15 protein-coding genes and 1 pseudogene are annotated in these 17,101 nt (G+C 42.4%); 7 read left to right on the top strand and 9 right to left on the bottom strand.

The window, feature by feature from the left end; all coding sequences use genetic code 11:
• Positions 1-4: 4 nt before the first annotated feature.
• The 3 genes from AN214_RS01220 to AN214_RS01210 are packed head-to-tail and all read right to left on the bottom strand — an operon-like array spanning position 5 to position 3,252.
• Complete coding sequence (locus tag AN214_RS01220) at positions 5-766, bottom strand: 3-hydroxybutyrate dehydrogenase (RefSeq protein WP_054978055.1); 762 nt, start codon at positions 764-766, stop codon at positions 5-7.
• Complete coding sequence (locus AN214_RS01215; protein ID WP_054978054.1) at positions 763-1,941, bottom strand: homoserine O-acetyltransferase; 1,179 nt, start codon at positions 1,939-1,941, stop codon at positions 763-765. The genes AN214_RS01220 and AN214_RS01215 overlap by 4 nt, the downstream gene beginning before the upstream one ends.
• 9 nt (positions 1,942-1,950) lie before the next feature.
• Positions 1,951-3,252 carry a GntP family permease gene (locus AN214_RS01210; protein WP_054978053.1) on the bottom strand — a complete coding sequence of 434 codons (1,302 nt, stop codon included), beginning with the start codon at positions 3,250-3,252 and terminating at the stop codon, positions 1,951-1,953.
• Positions 3,253-3,510: 258 nt separating this feature from the next.
• On the opposite strand from AN214_RS01210, the gene AN214_RS01205 reads away from it, so the two are divergent.
• Entirely contained in the window at positions 3,511-5,823 is a 2,313-nt protein-coding gene (locus AN214_RS01205) for a TonB-dependent receptor (protein ID WP_054978052.1), read from the top strand.
• Between the two features lie 110 nt (positions 5,824-5,933).
• Entirely contained in the window at positions 5,934-6,605 is a 672-nt protein-coding gene (locus AN214_RS01200; RefSeq protein WP_054978051.1) for a response regulator transcription factor, read from the top strand.
• Positions 6,606-6,813: 208 nt separating this feature from the next.
• Here AN214_RS01200 and AN214_RS01195 read toward each other — a convergent pair.
• Positions 6,814-7,272 (bottom strand): annotated as a pseudogene (locus tag AN214_RS01195) (transposase); the annotation flags it as partial.
• 101 nt (positions 7,273-7,373) lie between these two features.
• Here AN214_RS01195 and AN214_RS01190 point away from each other — a divergent pair.
• The gene (locus AN214_RS01190) at positions 7,374-7,562 is read left to right on the top strand and encodes a hypothetical protein (protein WP_200911102.1); all 189 of its coding nucleotides are present in this window, start codon (positions 7,374-7,376) and stop codon (positions 7,560-7,562) included.
• Positions 7,563-7,799: 237 nt separating this feature from the next.
• The gene (locus tag AN214_RS01185) at positions 7,800-8,978 is read left to right on the top strand and encodes a glycerophosphodiester phosphodiesterase family protein (RefSeq protein ID WP_235576694.1); all 1,179 of its coding nucleotides are present in this window, start codon (positions 7,800-7,802) and stop codon (positions 8,976-8,978) included.
• A 150-nt stretch (positions 8,979-9,128) separates the two neighbouring features.
• Here the strand turns inward: AN214_RS01185 and AN214_RS01180 are convergent, their stop codons facing one another.
• The 5 genes from AN214_RS01180 to AN214_RS01160 form a co-directional block, all read right to left on the bottom strand.
• Entirely contained in the window at positions 9,129-9,818 is a 690-nt protein-coding gene (locus tag AN214_RS01180) for a hypothetical protein (RefSeq protein ID WP_054978048.1), read from the bottom strand.
• Positions 9,819-10,055: 237 nt separating this feature from the next.
• Positions 10,056-10,352 (bottom strand): hypothetical protein, encoded by a 297-nt coding sequence (locus tag AN214_RS01175; RefSeq protein ID WP_054978047.1) that lies wholly within the window; start codon positions 10,350-10,352, stop codon positions 10,056-10,058.
• Positions 10,353-10,437: 85 nt separating this feature from the next.
• A complete protein-coding gene (locus tag AN214_RS01170; RefSeq protein ID WP_054978046.1) occupies positions 10,438-10,878 on the bottom strand; it encodes a GyrI-like domain-containing protein in 441 nt (146 codons plus the stop codon).
• A 106-nt stretch (positions 10,879-10,984) separates the two neighbouring features.
• Positions 10,985-12,313: a HAMP domain-containing sensor histidine kinase gene (locus AN214_RS01165; RefSeq protein WP_054978045.1), complete on the bottom strand. Its 1,329-nt coding sequence runs from the start codon at positions 12,311-12,313 to the stop codon at positions 10,985-10,987.
• Complete coding sequence (locus AN214_RS01160; protein WP_054978044.1) at positions 12,313-13,209, bottom strand: DUF3369 domain-containing protein; 897 nt, start codon at positions 13,207-13,209, stop codon at positions 12,313-12,315. Before AN214_RS01160 ends, AN214_RS01165 begins: the two co-directional genes overlap by 1 nt.
• Before the next feature lie 355 nt (positions 13,210-13,564).
• Between AN214_RS01160 and AN214_RS01155 the strand changes: the two genes are divergently transcribed.
• The 3 genes from AN214_RS01155 to AN214_RS01150 all read left to right on the top strand — a co-directional run bounded on the left by AN214_RS01155 (position 13,565) and on the right by AN214_RS01150 (position 17,091).
• Positions 13,565-14,542, top strand: coding sequence for a helix-turn-helix domain-containing protein (locus AN214_RS01155; protein ID WP_054978043.1), 978 nt, complete (start codon positions 13,565-13,567; stop codon positions 14,540-14,542).
• 136 nt (positions 14,543-14,678) lie between these two features.
• Positions 14,679-15,035 carry a hypothetical protein gene (locus AN214_RS22420; RefSeq protein WP_152960690.1) on the top strand — a complete coding sequence of 119 codons (357 nt, stop codon included), beginning with the start codon at positions 14,679-14,681 and terminating at the stop codon, positions 15,033-15,035.
• Positions 15,036-15,114: 79 nt separating this feature from the next.
• Positions 15,115-17,091, top strand: coding sequence for a TonB-dependent siderophore receptor (locus AN214_RS01150; RefSeq protein ID WP_054978042.1), 1,977 nt, complete (start codon positions 15,115-15,117; stop codon positions 17,089-17,091).
• Positions 17,092-17,101: the final 10 nt, after the last annotated feature.

Here is a 17,101-nt window from a genome sequence, read left to right as displayed (position 1 = left end):
ACTCCTATTGTGCGGTCCAGCCGCCATCAAGCGCCAAGGTTTGCCCGGTAATATTGCACGCCTCTTTCGCCATTAAAAAACGCACTGTATGAGCGATTTCTGCAATATCGATAAATGATTTTTTTGGCATGGGCGCTAGCATAATTTGCTCAATCACCTGCTGCTCGCTAATGCCGTGGTTTTTTGCCTGATCGGCAATTTGCTTTTCAACTAGCGGGGTTTTTACATACGCAGGGCAAATAGTGTTGATAGTAATGTCGTGATCAGCGGTTTCTAACGCCATCACTTTCGAAAAACCCACTAATCCATGCTTGGCCGCCACATACGCCGATTTAAAACGCGATGCCACTAAACTGTGAATTGAGCCAATATTAATCACGCGGCCAAAATTACGCTCACGCATACTTGGCAGAACCGCTTTAGTCATCAGTGCTGTGCCGGTAAGCATCACATCCACCAGCAAGCGCCACTGGTTTTGTGGAAACTCTTCTAGCGCCGCAACATGTTGAATACCCGCATTATTGATTAGTACATCCACCGGTGCTGGCAGCTCGCTAAGTAGCTGAATAATCGCAGCTTCATCAGTCACATTAAGTGCCACACCAATCGCGTGATAGCCTTTGCTACTGAGTTTTTTTGCCGCCTCAAGTGCAGCCTCTTGGTTAAGATCGGTTACAGTGATCAGCGTTTCGCTATCCGCGAGCGCTTCAGCAATTCCCAAACCAATACCACTGGCTCCGCCGGTAATCAAAATATGTTTATTCATTTCTTGGCCTCCAAAAACGTTTGTATACGCTCTTTTTGTGCTGAGATTGCAAACAGTCCTTCTAAATGGCCCCAATCGCCGGTGAGTTCTACCAGTTCGGTTTGTTTGCCTTGCTCTTTTAATGCACTATTAAGCGCACGGCCCATTTCTGGGCGCAGCAGTAAATCTTTGCTGGCAGGAATAATTAAACTCGGCGCACTGATTTTGCTAAGGCTTGCTAAGTAGTCATCTTGATGGCCCGCAACAAACAGCTGTGATGCGCGCACTAAATACAGCACATGGTTGGCATCTTGCGTTTTAGCGCGAAGTTTGGCGCGACTTAACAGGGTTTGTACTACCTCAGGTTGAGTGCGAATATCATTAAGCGCCCCTTTATCCATCACTTTAAAATTAGGGAAACTCAGCGCAAACATATTCGGGTGCATCGCATCTTGGGTGATATTGAGCATAGTGGCAGTTAACCCGTCGATAGGCGCAGCTTTGCCATAGTAATCACCGTTATTCCAATTTTTATCTAGACGAATTGGCAATGCCCAGTGCTCAAGCGCCGATACACTCCACGCATCCATTTGGCCACCGCCAATCACATGCACTAATTTGCCAACCCAATTTGGGTAAGTCACCGCCCATTCAAGCGCTTGAAATGACCCCATTGATGCGCCCATCACCGCATACAGTTTTTTTATACCTAAACTCTCAAGTACTAACTTTTGTACATTCACAAAATCGCGAATAGTCACCACTGGGAAATCAAGGCCATACGGTTTGTTTGTAGCAGGATTGATTGACGCAGGCCCTGTTGTAATGGTGCGGCCATCATGCACATTGGCATTGGCGAGTGAGTCCACACTGATAACAAAATATTTATTGGTATCAATGGTTTTGCCAGGGCCAATAATCGCATCCCAATACCCTGGAAGTGGGTCGCTTTCAGCGTATTTGCCTGCGGCATGTGAATTACCCGAGAAAAAATGGGTAATTAAAATGGCATTGTCTTTTTTATCATTAAGTGTGCCGTAACTTTCAAAACCCACCGTTACTTCAGCAATGTTTTTACCGCCAAAGGTTTTAAAGTTTTGTGTAGTAAACGTTTGTTTTTCAACAAGTAGCGTTTCGGCATTTACGTGTAAACACAGTAGCAAAAACACCAAAGTAATCATTTTTGTTATTTTCATAATCAGCCCTTAAAACCAAATAAACAAACACAATGCCAATGCAACGCCAAGTAACGGTATCACTGCACTTAATGCCGCCATAGACCAATATGCCGCTTGATGGGTTTCTTTACAAATTGCGCGAATGGTGGTTACCACATACCCATTATGTGGCAAGGTATCGAGCGCACCCGACGAAATTGACACCACACGGTGTAATTGCTCAGGGTTAACCCCTGCATCTAAATAGTGCGGCGCTACTAATGGCAACGCAATCGCTTGCCCGCCTGAGGCCGAACCCGTTAACCCCGCAATCACACTGACCGCTACTGCTGCACCAATTAACTCGTTGCCCGGAATTTGCGTCATTAAGTCAACCGCCACGGTAAATGCTTCTGACGATTTCGCAATTGCACCAAACCCCACAACAGCCGCAGTGTTACCAATCGCAATTAGTGCACCATTGGTGCCTTCGGTGGTGGCTTTCGCAAGATTGTGAAAGTGTTTAAAGTTAATCACCACAATCGATAATACCCCACCCAATAACGCCACAATCAGTGCTGCTTGCTGCAAGCTGTCATGCAAGGTGAACGAAAGTGCTAACACCACAAGTAGTGGAATAAGCCCTGTTATTGGATGTGGATAATCACGCTCAGGAATTTCAGGGTCGTCATCGCGTGCGACATACTGCTCGCCATTGGCAACCGCTTTACCAATCATTTTTTTCAGCCACCAGTAGCCAAAACACGCCATAAAAATCGCCACAACCAAACTTACCTCCCACGCAGCATATGGCGAAGTGCCTAAATACTTAATCGGGATCCAGTTTTGAATTTCAGGCGAACCAGCTGATGTCATGGTAAAAGTAACCGAGCCAAACGCCAGCGTGGCCGGTATAAAACGGCGCGGTAAATTTGCATCTTTGAACAACGATAACGCCATCGGGTAAACCGAAAACGCCACAATAAACACGCTGACACCACCATAGGTTAATACCGCACACGCAATCACAATTGCCAGTACAGCGTGTTTCATTCCGAGTTTATCGACAATATAGCGTGCTACGCTGTCGGCAGCACCGGTGTCTTCCATAAATTTGCCAAACAAACTGCCCAGCAAAAACATAAAAAACCATGCACTGACAAAATTAGCAAAGCCATTCATATAGCCTTGAATAAAGTTATCAGCGCCAGCGCTTGGAAATATCGCCAAATTACTGGTGAGCGCGACAATGAGTGCACATGCTGGCGCGGCAATAAATAAATTCATGCCGCGCAGCGTTAATACAATCAAAAGCGCCAGACCACCAATCAGGCCAAGCATACTTAACATAAAATCTTCCTATTTGAATCACTAACAAGGGTGACTTGGCTGCTAGTGCATCAAATTACTGCTGCATATCAATGTGGCTAAGGGTGGCGATTTAAACAATAGCACTATAGTTATACGCGAATGATTTATTATTTAAAAACAACAAATTAACAGTGGATAGTACTATAGTGCTAAAGCTATTTTTAAGATTACCCACTAGATTGGTAACTGACTTGGCTGTGCGATGTAACGTATAACAATAAAGATAGGAACAACATTATGACCAAGGCAAATATCAACAGCAGCAAACACGCTTGCCTACGCTCACTGTCTGCAGTAAGTGGTGCTGTATTATTGGCATTAGCAACCCCTACATTTGCAAATCAACAGGAAAGCGGCGAGAAAAAAGCAGAGCTTGAGCGCATTCAAGTAACCGCACGTAAAACCGTCGAAAACCTTCAACAAGTGCCAGTGGCAGTTACCTCAATAGGTGCAACCGAGCTTGCCGAAAAAGGCATTGCCGAGCTTATTGAAGTACAACAATTTTCACCAAATACCACGCTACAACGCAGTCGTGGCACAAACTCAACCATTACGGCGTTTATTCGCGGCGTAGGCCAACAAGACCCGCTCTGGGGTTATGAACCAGGTGTGGGTATTTATATTGATGATGTGTATTTAGCACGACCGCAAGGTGCCGTACTTGATTTACTTGATGTTGAACGTGTTGAAGTACTTCGCGGCCCGCAAGGCACATTGTATGGCAAAAACACCATAGGTGGCGCTATTAAGTACGTAACCAAAGAAATGTCGGGCGACCCAACATTTAACGTATCGGCAAGCGTAGGTAGTTATAACCAGCGCGATATTAAACTCACAGGGCAATACCCACTTATTCAAGATACCCTTTATGTTGGCGTTGGTTATGCCAACTTAAACCGCGACGGGTTTGGTGAATATTTACAATCAGACTTACCAAATCAAGATAGCGAAAACTACAACAAAGAAGTGGAAGCAGCCCGCGTTACGCTCGAATGGCACGCTAATGACGATTTATTCTTTCGCTTAAGTTGGGATAAAACCGACGATACATCAAATGCCAAAGGCGGCTACCGTTTACTGCCGAGTTTATTAACAGATGCGCCAGTGCCAAATAGCGTATACGACTCGTACACCAGCTTACCAACCTGGAACAAAGTAGAACTTGAAGGTTATAGCCTACTTGCCAACTGGGATTTAACAGATGCCACCAGCGTAAAATATGTGGCATCGAAGCGTGAAAGCTATTCGCCAACGAATATCGACTTTGATAATACACCGCTTCGTATTTTTGATGTGCCAGCCGTATATGACGACAATCAAACCAGCCATGAATTACAACTAAACCACGCAGGTGAAAACTACAAATTGGTGTCGGGCCTTTATTACTATGATGGCGAATCATGCGGCCAGTTTGAAGCCATTTTAGAAGTGCTAGGTAATGCCATTTCGCTGCCGGGGTTAACCCGTGAAGTATCAGGCTGTAACAACTCATCAAGTAAAGCTGCGTATATTCAAGGCAGCTATTACTTTAATCACCAATGGTCGGCAACCCTTGGTGCCCGTTACACTCAAGACGAAAAAGAAGCCAATGTTAGCAACGGTTTAGTCTATGAAACGGTTTATCCGTATTCGGGCTGGATCCCTGGTTATGTTCGCCCTGAAGGCGAATTAGTGCCAGAAGTACTTAACGACAGCAAAGATTGGTCGCGCTTTACGCCACGCCTTGGTGTGGAATATCAACATTCAGATGACATGATGTTTTTTGCAAGTTACGCACAAGGATTTAAGTCAGGTACTTATAACCCACGTGCCACAACCGCAGAGCCCGCTGCCAACCCAGAGATTGTAGATTCATTTGAACTGGGTATGAAAAGCGAGTGGAACAATAATCTGCGCGCTAATATCACCTTATTCTCATTGCTGCATAAAGACCGCCAGTATATTTCGATTTTACCGGGCGAAACCTCAGCCGATCTCAACCAGCGACTTGGCAATATTGGCCGCTCAGAGTCGCAAGGTATTGAAGCCGAATTTACCTATGTTGCCACTGACAACCTTAATTTTAATGCCTCGCTTGGTTATATCGATGCTGAATTTACTGAGGTGATAGACACCAACCCAGAAACGGGTGAAGAGTTTGATAAATCTGAATTCTTTGATATCGCTAACACCCCAGATTTAACCTTTAACCTAGGATTTGATTACTCAATTGAATCAACATTTGGTGACTTTGTAGTAAACGGTAACTACTACCACCGCGGCGATTATGTGCTGTTTGAAGAAGCCAGCCTGCTTTCGCAAGATGCCTACGGCTTAGTGAATTTGGGTGTGACTTGGTACTCGAATGATGGCCACTGGAGCGCATCACTAACGGGTAAAAACCTCACAAACGAAGAATACCTTGTTGGTGGGTACCAATTTGTCACCCCTGATCCTACAGACCCAACGGATACAAGCAAATATACGCCGGGGTTAGGTGGTGACAATACCTTAATTGGTTATTACGGCGACCCGCGCACCGTTACGCTCACCGTTAATTACCGCTTTTAATTAACACTCCCCCTTGGGTCGCCAACACTTAGTTTGGTGGCCCAGCTTTGGGGAAATGCTTGTAACCGTATTTCGAATACCTTATAACAGGAAGAATTGGAGTTAATTGGATGACAACGCAAGTGAAAGCCATTATCGCAGACGATCACCCGCTATTTCGCAGTGCTTTAAGCCAAGCGGCGGCAAATTATCTCGAAAAAGACAATATTCAAGAGTGTTATGATTTAGCGAGCTTGTTTTCATTGCTGGAAACTCACCCAGAAACCGAACTGATTTTCCTCGATTTAAATATTCCAGGCGCCAAAGGCCTGCAAGGGCTCACGCAAATCCGCAACCAATACCCTGATATTTTAGTGATTATGGTATCGGCAACAGAAGACGCCAAAATAATTAACCACGCCATGGAAGCTGGTGCCTGCGCCTACATTCCAAAATCGACCTCGCTGAGCAATATTGGCAAAGCCATTGAAGTTGTGATTGATGGCGACACGTGGCTGCCTGAAAATCTAGACCTAGAAGCCCACCCAATCGACAACGAGCAAACCGAATTTGCGCAAAATCTAGAAAAGCTAACGCCACAGCAATACAAAGTACTCGGCATGATTGCCGACGGCCTGTTAAACAAACAAATTGCTTATGAAATGTCTGTGCAAGAAACCACAGTAAAACAACATGTATCCGCCATTTTACGCAAACTTGGCCTAAATAACCGCACCCAAGCCGGCATTTTGTTTAATCAACTCAGCCAAATCGATACCAAATCGGCTGAAGGCTTTGCGTGACCGGCTATTGTGATTTCGGTTTTTAAAACTCGCTTAAAGGTAAAACGCCTCTTGTCGCGGGGTAAATTACCGATTAAATTGCTATGAATTATCACAATTTGATGTAGTTGGCATGCCAAACCTATTATCTATTCGCTCTTACAGTGCAAACCCGGTTTCTCACTCCCATGAGTTCAATCAAATTGTTTTACCCTTGCGGGGTTGTTGGCTTGCTGTTAACGGCTTTAAACTTACTGCCATCAATTGCCACTTTACCTTCACTGAACATACCCATTTCTCGGCATATGGTAACGAAGTGACTACACGCTTGTTTAATACCTTCAGCATTGTCACGTCTGAAATCAGCTATGGTTTTGAAGTCAAGCTTTAAGCGTTCCAATAGCCACATGAGTTCTATATTTCTAATGGTTTCCGTTTCTAATCGTCTAGAAGACTGGATGCGATTGAGGTAACCGTATATGTATAGCTTTAAAATGGTGGCAGGATGATAACCAGGACGGCCTGTGCGTTTAGCAATAACTCGATTAAACTTCATTTGCTCTAAATTGAGTTCATCTACAAATACATCAATAACACGAACTGGGTTATCTTCAGCAATGAAGTCATCCAGAACTTCAGGAAATAGCGTGGCTTGAGTACGGCTTTGCCCCTTTATATGGTTAGACATAATCAGCTAATCTCCAACATTAACTTGCTGATTATTATATCAATTAACGTGACTGTTAATTAGACTGTTTGACCATAAACAGCAGGTGTTTAGACCAAAAGGTGATCAGAGTTTTCACACAGCCTGAGCCAAGAACAGGCGGCGTTATCATTTCAGCCATTACCGATCGCAAAACACTTGAGCGCGAACTAACACGTGACCCTTTTTATCGTGAAAACATTGCCAGCTACGAGATAACAGAAGTTATACCGACTAAAGCAGCTAACGAGCTCAAGTTTTTAATTGGTTAGCCAATGTCATTTAGGCAAGGGCGTAAAGTAATAAAGTCAAACTGCTAGTGCTAAAAAGGTTTAGTTGGGTATTAATTATAACGCCACAGCAACGTTAATATAACCATTGCCAAAAATAGTTTGTTGTTTCACATTTTGTCATTTTATTGTGCTGTAATGGGCAAATCATAACTATAAGGGTTGTATATGCGCGCGATAATTTTCTTGATGATCTTGCTTCTTAGTGGCTGCCAAAGCATGTCACAAACACATAATGAAAAAGTTGAAGTGGGTGTACGGCCATATTATCTCGTCTCGCAAATGGACAACTCACCACTTAAAACCCAGCTTGAAAGTTGTAATAAAAATACCTTCGAAAAATCCGATTTTTCAATAGGCCATCGCGGAGCGCCACTGCAATTTCCAGAACATACCAAAGAGTCTTACCTTGCTGCAGCAAAAATGGGCGCGGGTATTTTAGAATGTGATGTCGCCTTTACTAAAGACAAAGCCCTAGTATGTCGCCATTCGCAATGTGATTTGCACCAAACAACAAACGTGCTGGCAAAGCCAGAATTAGCTAAGAAATGCCGCATCCCTTTTACTCCAGGTGACAAGTCCCTTGGCAAAAAAGCACAAGTAGAGTGCTGCACGTCCGATTTTACGCTCGCAGAGTTTTTACAGTTATCAGGGAAAATGGACGGCGCCAATGTGTACGCCAAAACGCCGCAAGACTACCTAACTGGCACACCTAATTGGCGCACTGATTTATATGCTGCTAACGGCACTTTAATGACTCACCAACAAAGCATAGAACTGTTTAAAAGCCTAGATGTAAAAATGACACCTGAGCTTAAAAAGCCCCAAGTAACAATGCCGTTTGATGGATTGTCACAACACCAATACGCAAAAAAACTTATCAGCGAATATAAACAAGCAGGTATTTCTCCAAGCGATGTCTTTGTGCAATCGTTTGAGCTTGGCGATTTACAATATTGGATAAAGCACCATCCCGATTTCGCCACACAAGCTGTGTATTTAAACGATGGCTACGAGCAAGATAATTTTGATCATAATAACCCCGCAACCTGGCAACACAGCATGAGCGAATTAAAAGCCATGGGCATCAATATTATTGCGCCACCACTTTGGGTTTTAGTGAGTTTAAATAAAAATAATCAACTAACTGAATCAGCCTATGCGCTAGAGGCGAAAAAAGCCGGACTAAAAATAATCACGTGGACGTTAGAGCGTTCAGGTCTTCTCACACAAGGTGGTGGTTTTTATTATCAATCAGTTAAACCAGCAATTACAAATGAAGGGTTTACCTTAGAGTTGCTCGACTTTCTCGCTAAAAAAGTGGGTGTAATGGGAGTATTTAGTGATTGGCCTGCTACTACTACGTTTTACAGCAACTGCGCGTTATCGCGCAGTTAAGTATAGCTTTAAGCCTTACTACCATACTCCATATATTTTGCCTGTCATAAGCAAATACAAGGCTTGTATAAACTGCCAACACTTTGGAAAAATGATATTTAATCATCGCTCTAAATATCAGTTCAGCTTGAAGATCACACTGTATTCAGTTTAACAAGTCTTTACGCGACGCGCCTTTGCAACAGAGCTTAACTTAACCCAGCGAAACAAATACATAATAATCAGTTTGGTAATCCCGCTGGTGATTGCCAATACCAATAACGGCCAACCATGGTTTAAACCCATACTTAGTGCAAATGCAATTGTCGACACATCCATCATCAAAATAAACTGACTCATTTTTAAATCCACCGCACCGGTAGAACCTGAACGTATAATCACATAAATTTGATGTGCGTATCCCTGCGCTATTAATAGCGATACCAACAAAATAATGACTGTCGAAATAAATTTCCCCTGATCAGAAAACGTATCACCAAGCAGCAAGCCCAAAATTGAACCTAATAAACACACACATGCCAAACTCATACTAATGAACGCTAAATGTGTTTTTCGGTCTCGCCATATCTCAATTAAAATACCCAACACAAGTAGCGATGCCACAAGCCTAGGCCACACAATATAATGATTAAATGGCGCTATGGAATAACCATAAATAAAAAACGACAAGTACGCTAAAAAGCTCACAGAAAATTGATTCAGCGACAAAAGTGCTGTTGGCGAACCGCTGCTTTGAGCAGCCTGTTTACGCTCAAAAATGGTTTTAAGCTGTGAAAGAACACCATACAAACTCACAAAAATAAACAGTGTATTAATAGTGCCAAACAAATTATAAAACATGACAAACAGTCTTTATTAAGATTTAATTGTCGACAATATAAAGTGAAAAGTTAAATTTAAATCATTTTTTATATTTATATACACAATGTTGTCGACAATATTTAAAGAGAGAATACAAACGTTCGTTTGCATTTTCAACTTGAAAAATATTAGTGAGGAAGGAAAAGCGTATTACAAAAAGCCGCACAACAAACACGCAAATGTTCACGCACAACCGCTTAAGGTGGCATAAATAATTTATTTATAAATCGCGACGTTTTCTTGTCTTAATAGGTAGTTAGCTACGAAATAATAAAGCACAAATGCGCCAGCGATCATCACTGGCAGACCAAGGTTATTGTTATTAATAAACGGTGTATGAACCACAATTGGCAAAATAATAACGCTATAAAGCAAATAAGTAAGCCAAAAAGCCTTTACCCGTTTTAGCGTTAGCCGTGTTTTGCAGCCATTACATTTAAAGTAAACAGGAAATGCAGCAAACGACAATGAAAATGGATTTAACTTTTGTTGACAGTTTGGGCATTTGTTCATGGCGCTAACAATTGATATTAAACAGTTTTTATATTGTGGTGGCTGAAAGTAAAATCAGCTCGCCCACTTAAACACAGCTATCGTGTTATTTTACCGCAATGCATACATCTATTTGATTGCCATTTGGGTAGTATTCAAAGTCAGTAGTAAATAAGCGTTGATGTTCACATGCATCACCTGCAAAATACTGCCAAACTTGCGTCCACGCATCTATTGCGATTTGTGGCATATCACCTTTATGGCTAAACACCAAATACTTACCTTCATTAATGGTAATTTCTTCTAAATCTTCAGGGTAAGACGCGCCGTCAAAGCCCGCTAGCACATTAAACATGCCGGTGTGATCTGATTCATAATCGTAGTAAACGCCGTAAACTCGCTCACCGCCTTGATAGTTTACCGGTACCTGTGCATCAAACGTTTGCCACAACCCTGGAATTTTACCATTTGGCCCCATTTCAGCATCGTTATTAGTTCTTGTTGAGATACCATGAATAATCGTTTCGCTAACCTGTCGTAATTCCATTACCAACCTACTAATATTTTAATATTATTTGTCGCGCAGCATGACATAAATGCGCACGCCATAAAAGCGAAATACATTATTCCCAAAGCTTTCGATTAAAAGTTAGTTACTTGCCCGCAAAATAGACACTTACTTTAGTGCCTTTATCTTGTACGCTGTCAATTTCAAGGCGTCCGTTCAGTGAGCCTGTAACTAAGCTATGCACAATACTCATGCCTAACCCCATGCCGCCTGATTTACGGTCTGTTGTAAAAAATGGATCAAGAATATGTGCTTGTGTGTCTTCGTCCATACCAATGCCGTTATCGGCTATTTCCAGAGCATAATCAGTAGCATCGCCACTTAGCCTAATGGTAATGACCTTTTCAGTTTGGCTGTGCGTTTTTGGAAAGGCGTGTTTTATCGCGTTCGATACTAAATTAGTGGCCACTTGCGCTAAGCGAGATGGATAGGTGTTAACTATTAATGCGTATCCTGGAAGCTCGAGATTCAGTTGAATACCCGCATTTTTTAGCATTGGTTTTAGGCTTGTGGAAATAGACGAAATCCACTCAACTAAATTGACATCGCTTTTCGGATCTGTATGAAAATCGGTCGCGATTTGCTTAAAGTTAACCACCAATTCACTGGCGCGGTTTAAATTAAACTCAACACTTTCGCTCGCCTCTTTAGCATCAATCAAAAAAGCATCTAAATCATGCTTGCTGAGCGTATTGCTCGCTAACTTTTTAGCCAGTTGATTTATCCCAGCAAGTACCGTTGAATTACCTAACATAGCAACACCTAACGGCGTATTTACTTCGTGTGCAACACCTGCCACTAAACGTCCTAGCGATGCCAGCTTTTCTTGTTCGATAAGTTGTTTTTGCGAATTTTTTAGCTGCTTTAATGCGCTTTCTAATTCGTGGGTGCGCGACGCTACTTTTTGCTCAAGCGATTGGTTTAATTCAAACAATGCGTGTTCTTTTTCAGCGCGCTCTAATTCAGCAGAAATACGTCCAGCAAATAATTCAAATAACGACGCAACCTGTTCGGCGTTTTCGATTGGCTTACTGTAAAGCGCTACAACTAAGCCGAATACCGCGCCTTTTGAATCGTGCAACGGTGCGCCAATGTAACCATCGATGCCCATATCGATAAGCAGTTGATCTTTTGGATATAAGTTACAAATTTTACTGGGGAAAATACATGTAGAATCTTCACTTACATCAGCACACGGGGTGAATTCCAGCGAGTATTCAAAATTTTCGGCAAATTCGTCACCTGCCACTAACGACATTGTTTGGGATACATTGCGTATCGCATCTAATTTGGCAATAAAGGTAAACTGCGCGCCAATTGATTTATGCAGCTGCATCGTAATGGTATCTAAAAAATCTTTACCATAAGACGATTTAAGCGAGGTTATGATTTTATCAATATTGAAATGTATCATCACTTTGCTCCATTTACTTTGCTGATCAGTGCACACACATGTTCAGTAAATATTTCCACCAGCTCTATGGCATTGTTATCGAGCTCAGTGTCCACTTCTAGTACAACCACAGCCTCAATTTCATTTTCGCTTTTATAATAAATTCCGGCGAAATTGCCCTCATAAGTAAGCTGTTTGGCAGCAGTAACCGTGTTAATAAATTCAGGTACATCAATGACTGAAGAACTATCACTTTGCGCGTTAATTACCGTGGTATTGGTGCTTTTTATATTGATAACCGACGCTTTGCGTTTATTAATCACTAGCTCGGCTTCATAGGCGTCTAGCACATCACTCAAATAGGTGAGCAAATTTGTTGAAAACGATTCTATATCGGCGAGCTTATCGACTTTTAGCACCGAATTTAGCAAGGCTTTTAACGCATTTTTGTAGCTACACAAACGTGAAATATCGCGAAACGAACGTAATGAGGTATAGAACAAGTGATGCAAGCTGTCTACGGTAATTTCAGTTTTGGCTTTGTAACCGTCAATATCATAGTTTTTAATCACTTCGCTCTCTGGCGCAAGTCCGGCTTGCCCTGTTCTTAACACAATACGCGTATCGCGATTATTTAACTCACCACGAATAAAGTTAACGAGCTTTAAACCCGCATCATCAGTTTCCATAACAACATCGAGCAAAATAACGGCCACATCGAGATGTTCGCGCAAAAGCGCTCTTGCTTCGCTGCCACTATAGGCACTGTAAAATTCAAGTCGACGCCCCATAAACTCGAACGTCTTCATTGCTAATTTTGTTGCTTTGTGTACTTCTAAATCGTCATCAACAATCACTACTTTCCATGGTTTACGGTTATTTGTAATTGTTTCTGATTCTTCGGCAAGCCAATCCATCTTGTATCCAGCAATCGTTGTTTTGCTAACCAATCTATCAACTAAAGTTATTTCACAAAAGGACTTAAATCAAAACTAAGTAAGAAAAATAAAAGCGCATAAATACAACTTCGCGCTTTTTGAAAATTGCCTATTGGGCTGCAACAAAAACGCGGCAAAAAAGTTATAAAAACGCATAAATAATTTACTGGCCGATTAATCAATAAACGGTATGCTAGAAAGTAAAAAAATTGCCGTTTTTTAGCAAAATTAAGTAAATGCAACTGCCAGTTGACAAGATTCCAAGTCAGTTTGCTAGTGTGCAACCCTTGAAATTCCTAAGCTAGAGGCAATTTAACAATCAGAGTAACGAACAATGATCTTATCCGAGAAAATAATTACATTAAGAAAGCAGCTGGGCTGGTCACAAGAAGAATTAGCCGAAAAAATGGGCGTATCGCGCCAATCGGTTTCAAAATGGGAGAGCACCAACAGCATTCCTGATTTAAATAAAATTATCAAATTGGCTGAACTGTTTAATGTCTCAACCGACTTTTTATTAAAAGATGAAATCGAAACGGCTGAACACTTAGACGAGCGCGATAATGACTTAACACAAATTAGCCTAGAGCAAGCTATCGACTACGTAAACACCAAAAAAGCCCAAGCCATTCTCACCGCAAAAGGCGTTGCATTTTTTGTATGCTCTGCTGTGCCTTTGTTTTTTCTGTTGGCATTAGCCAATAACAATAGCATTGCGTTAAATAAAAATACCGCAGTGGTGTTTGGCATAATTTCCATTTTTATTCTAATTGCAGCAGGTGTGCGTTTGGTGATCCAAACCAATCAATATGAGCGTGCCATTGCCCCCATTGAAAAAGGTAAATTTGAACTCATGTATGGTGTGCATAGTGCCTTTAGTGAAAAAATCGATACATTCACACCTAAGTACAACGGCAAAGTATCGCTTGCGGTTACCTTATTTATTACCAGTAGCATTCCATTATTATTAGTTATTATGCTGATTGGTCGCACCGATTTAACCTTGCTGATGCTCGCCGCGTTATTGTTTATCGTTACCTTAGGTTTATGGGTGATTATTCCTGCATCAAGTGAATATGAAGCCTATAAACACGTATTAAACGAAGGAGATAAAAACCGCGAACTCACCCAAAGTGAACGCAACGCCCTAAAACTTGCGCCGTTTTACTGGCCTTTAGTGGTCGCTATTTTCCTAGCGTGGAGCTTATGGACAATGAACTGGGGCGTTACTTGGATTATTTGGCCTGTAGCAGGCGTGCTATTTGCCGCGCTGGTGGGGTTAATGGGTTTAATGAGCAAAGACTCGGATTAGTGTTCACAGCATGCAACCTGTTTAAATCACCAAGCTGGTTGCATGCTTTAAAGTATATACAGCAGTCATTTAAAGATAAACTTCACATTCCTTATAAAGCCTTTTAGAATATCGCTGAATTTAATGTGAGAGTGATATGTTTAAGCCATTCGTACAATTGGTTGTATTAATAACATTGTTATTTGCCTTTACTGGGCAAGCAGTGGCGAACCACTATGCGCTATCGGTAGAATCACTTAATGACACTCACACTATTAGCTCGCAAATTGATGCCACGTCCAACGTCAGCGAAGAGAGCGACGACTGCTGCGATGTTGAATGCTGCGAAAGCGACTGTATTTGTCCCGCCAATACCTGCGCATCATTTTTATATTTGTCACCGCTGGCACAGCATCCTGTGCAGCTCATTAATAACACTTTCCACCAACACTATATGAGCTCACCGCTCAGCCGAATAGAGTCCCCATTTAGACCTCCCATTTTTAGTGCCTAGGGTTAGTCCCTTTAAAATCCGTTACAAAAGGTTTTAATGCACACTTTTTAGGCGTGCACGGCATATATTTGAGGTAAAAATGTACACAAAAAAATCACGTTTAGCGCTCGCGCTAATGCTATCGCCATCACTTTTAGTTGCTGGTGAAGACCATCATGATGAGCATCATCACGAGCATGGCGAAAAGACAATTGAAAAAATCCAAGTGACCGCATCCCGTTTAGGTCGCATCGTCACGGAATCAGCAACCCGTATTGAGCTAATAAACGGCGAAGAAATCCAAGAAAAGGCGCTGATGCGCCCTGGGAATATTTCGATGTTGGTGGCTGAAACCGGTGGCGTACGCGTGCAAAATACTTCGCCTGCGCTTGGCAGTGCGAATATTCGTTTACAAGGGCTGTACGGCCGTTACACCCAGTTATTAAGCGATGGTTTACCACTTTATGGTGGCCAAACTGCCTCTATTGGTTTATTACAGATCCCGCCCACCGATCTAGCCAATGTGGAAATTATAAAAGGCTCAGCTTCATCGCTTTATGGCGGTTCAGCGTTAGGCGGCGTTATCAATTTAATTTCGCGTACACCAAACGATGAATTTGAAAGCGAGGTATTACTAAACGCTACCTCAAAAGACGGGCAAGATATTACAGCCTATTTTGCCACACCAGTTACCGATAAAACCCGTGTATCAGTTACCGCTGGCGTGCACAATCAACACCAGCAAGACTTAGATAACGACGGCTGGTTAGATATGGCAGAGTATCAGCGTGCCACTGTCAGGCCACGTATGTATTGGGAAAGCGAGCACGGTGCTAACCTGTATGTAACTGTTGGCGCGATGCAAGAAACCCGTGAAGGCGGTACAAAACACGGTGCAGTGATGCCAGATGGTAATCCGTACGCACAAAACCAAGATACGCAAAGACTCGACACCGGTTTTATCTTCGATAGCCCTCTGAGTGATGAGATGAATCTCAATATTCGCGGCTCTGCAATGCAGCAAGATCATCAACATGTGTATGGCTCAGTATTGGAAGATGACAGTCACAAAAGCTATTTACTTGAATCAAGTGTCTCTGGCTACGCTGACTCACTTGCATGGCTTGTGGGGGCAGCATATCAGTCAGATCGATTTGAATCTGATGACTTCGCTATGTTTAACTACAACTATCATGTACCTGGGTTATTCTCTCAAATCGATTATGATGCAACGGATGATGTGTCGATGTCACTGAGTGCGCGCAACGATTGGCACAGCGAATATGGCACCCAATTTAGCCCGCGCGCATCCATACTCTATCGCCCTGAAAACTGGACTATTCGCGGCTCATACGGAAAAGGTTTTTTTGCCCCTACGCCGTTTATTGAAGACATTGACGATACTGGTTTATCGCGTTTAGCACCGCTTGAAAACCTGCAAGAAGAAACCGCATCAACCGCATCCATTGATATTAGTTACACCCTTAATAACATTGAGTCGAGTGTTACTTTATTTTCCTCTGAAATCGATAATGTCACTGAATTACAGTCCATCAACCCTGAAGAATTTGGTGGTAAAACGATGCGCATTACTAATGCCGAAGGACAAACTGATATTCATGGTACGGAGTTATTACTGCGCTATCGCTGGCACGATATAAAACTGACCGGCAGCTATTTGTATCTTGATGCCAGTAGACAAAATAGCAATGGCATGGGTAGCACACCGCTTGATTTAACCCCCAAACATTCTGCAGGTGCAGTTATTATGTGGGAAGAGCATGGCAGTCATTTAGTGGGTTTTGAAGCTTACTATACAGGCACACAACACTTAGAAAATAACCCATACCGCGACAAGAGTGAGGCGTATTGGCACCTAGGCCTTTTAGGTCAAATTACCTTTGGCAGAGTAAGTTACTTTTTAAATGCAGAAAACTTACTCAACGTACGTCAAACAAAAACGGACTCGCTCGTGCTACCACAGCAAGACCCAAGCGGGCGTTGGACAACTGATATTTGGTCTCGCAATGATGGTTTTACGGTTAATGCGGGCATTCGAATTAAATTTGGTCACTAATCGTTAACTT

This window comes from Pseudoalteromonas sp. P1-9 (assembly GCF_001399975.1).
Taxonomy (GTDB): Bacteria; Pseudomonadota; Gammaproteobacteria; order Enterobacterales; family Alteromonadaceae; genus Pseudoalteromonas.
The sequence above is the reverse complement of the archived record's forward strand: the minus strand, read 5'-3'. Positions and strand labels throughout refer to the sequence as shown.